The 2,033-nt window shown below is 41.3% G+C and carries 2 protein-coding genes; one reads left to right on the top strand and one right to left on the bottom strand.

Annotation, left to right across the window (positions count from 1 at the left end; translation table 11 throughout):
- On the top strand, positions 1–469 hold a 469-nt coding region (locus Q0140_RS00935), incomplete at its 5' end, for a hypothetical protein (RefSeq protein WP_297960673.1).
- Positions 470–1,130: 661 nt separating this feature from the next.
- Here Q0140_RS00935 and Q0140_RS00930 read toward each other — a convergent pair.
- A complete protein-coding gene (locus Q0140_RS00930) occupies positions 1,131–1,691 on the bottom strand; it encodes a hypothetical protein (RefSeq protein WP_297960670.1) in 561 nt (186 codons plus the stop codon).
- Positions 1,692–2,033 lie beyond the last annotated feature (342 nt).

Genomic DNA, 2,033 nt, shown 5'->3' with positions numbered 1-2,033 from the left:
TATCTATAGGTTTTTTGTAGGACGAGAAGTTGTAAATTATTCTGAGTATTTTAAAAAAATAACAAAAGATATAGCTGCAAATCCAGTCATTCTTATTTTTGACAATGAAATACCTAATAATAAGAAGCCTGTAAGGAAATTTATAAATTTTACCAATAAGAAAGAATTTGAGAATATATTAGATAAAGAGCTATATGCAAATATTGTAGACAACTTATTTATGATAACAAATCAGCTAGTAAGAGATAAAGAAGAGTGTGAAATAGAAGATTTGTTTGATGATAAGACGCTTAATCATAAGATGGATGGAAAAGTATTTTGTAGGGACTCGGCTATTTTTGATAAACAAAAGCACTATAGTAAGGAAATTTTTTCAAAATATATTTCAAAGAACTATAAAGATATAGATTTTATAAATTTTAAACCCATGCTAAAAAATATTGTAAAAATAATAACAACTTATAAATGATAGTTATATAAGTAACCTTTTGCTAGAATTATATAGAGAAGAATTGCGAAAATTACTCCTATAGTTACTGCCTCTAAGTTTATAAAAAATGCACAAGCTATTAAATGCGTATCTAGTGGTGTTTTAGAGAGGTTCTACACCTACTAGCATAAATTCGGTGGTGCGAAGAACGGTGGTGCGAAGCGAGGATTTTTAAATCCTCGCAGATTTATCGGTGCAGTGCGTAACTCGTTAAATAACATGAAATTTCAAATTTGCAGGCAAATTTAAAGCAACGTAAAATTTTTAAATTTCATCATAACGGAATTTTGGATTTAAGCCGTAAATTTACGGTTCGTAGAATTTTAAAATTTTGCGTCATAAATTCTAAATTTTAACTCAGCACGATTTACCTACGCAAATCGATGCAGCTCGCGTTTATCGTGGCGCGTGCATAAATTTCAAGAATCTCCCACCTTTTAAAACGGCGCTATCTTTGCGCTGAAATAAAATTCCGCAAAATTTCAAAGTAGCTTCCGATAAATTTGACCTGTAAATTTAATCTAGCAAAGCTCCGTCTTTTCGATTTTGCGGCGCGAAATTCCGATTGTAAATCCCTTTTACGAAATTTCATAATCTCTTAGCTGCGCAAAATTTCAAATTTTCGCACAGAGCGGTATCTCTACACGGCACGCTGCCAAATTTCTACGCAGAAGCAGCCTTCGCAAAAGCTGTATATCAGGCGGTAGCCTGCCTGCCGCGTGCCATGGCGTATTACGCGCAGCACGAAGCCGTGCGCGATCACCGCAGTGTCCGTCTCTAGCAAAGACGGCGCCAGATCAAGCGCGCGCCGCCGTTCCGCTCCTGCGCTTGCGCCGCTAGGGTTCATGCCGCACAGCCACAGCAGGCGCGAGAGCACGAGCCAACAATCAAACGGCATTTTTATTAGCGGCATGGGGAATATTCGTAGATTAAACTCGCGCAAAGCCTCTAGGTACTCTATGCCCCGCTGCGGGAATAGCTTTTGCGCCGTAAGCGCGGCGCGCGGCAGCGGCGATGAGCATACTCGGCTTATGCTGGCAAGCTTTTCGTATGTGGCGCTGCTTTTAAATTTATAGGTTTCATACAGAGCTAAGCTTTGCGTAGCGTCATACAGAATCGCACACCGTGCGGCCTCTGCGGCGTCGCACACGCCGCGATCGATCAGCGGCGTAACGTGGCGGATTAGCGCTATTGTAGTCATGATTTTGTCTCCTAAAATACGAGCCCGCTAAGAACTTGCGCCGTTTTATGTTTCCGCTTCTACAGGATACTTGATGTTTAGATTTGCGCTATTTATGCGAAATCCGCTAGGGTTCTTGCTCCGTAGCCACGGCGAGCGCGAGGGTCTGCTTCAAAGCATAGATTTGCGGGCTATTTAAGCCTTTCGTAGCTTTCGCATGAGCTTTTCCATATCTGCTCATGCTCCGCTACTGAGCTCATAAATCTATCCTTGCCGCCCAACTCGCAGGCCTTTTTGTAGTACTGCGCGGCTTTTGCATTATCTGCGCCCTCGTAAAGACGCGCTAAATTTAAGCACGCAGCC

The organism is uncultured Campylobacter sp., assembly GCF_938045405.1.
Taxonomy (GTDB): domain Bacteria; phylum Campylobacterota; class Campylobacteria; order Campylobacterales; family Campylobacteraceae; genus Campylobacter_B.
This window is presented reverse-complemented; position numbering and strand designations above follow the sequence as displayed.

Bases quoted from the DNA above. Each gene is read 5' to 3' on its own strand.
- Q0140_RS00930 (WP_297960670.1), bottom strand. From the start codon at position 1,691: ATGACTACAATAGCGCTAATCCGCCACGTTACGCCGCTGATCGATCGC.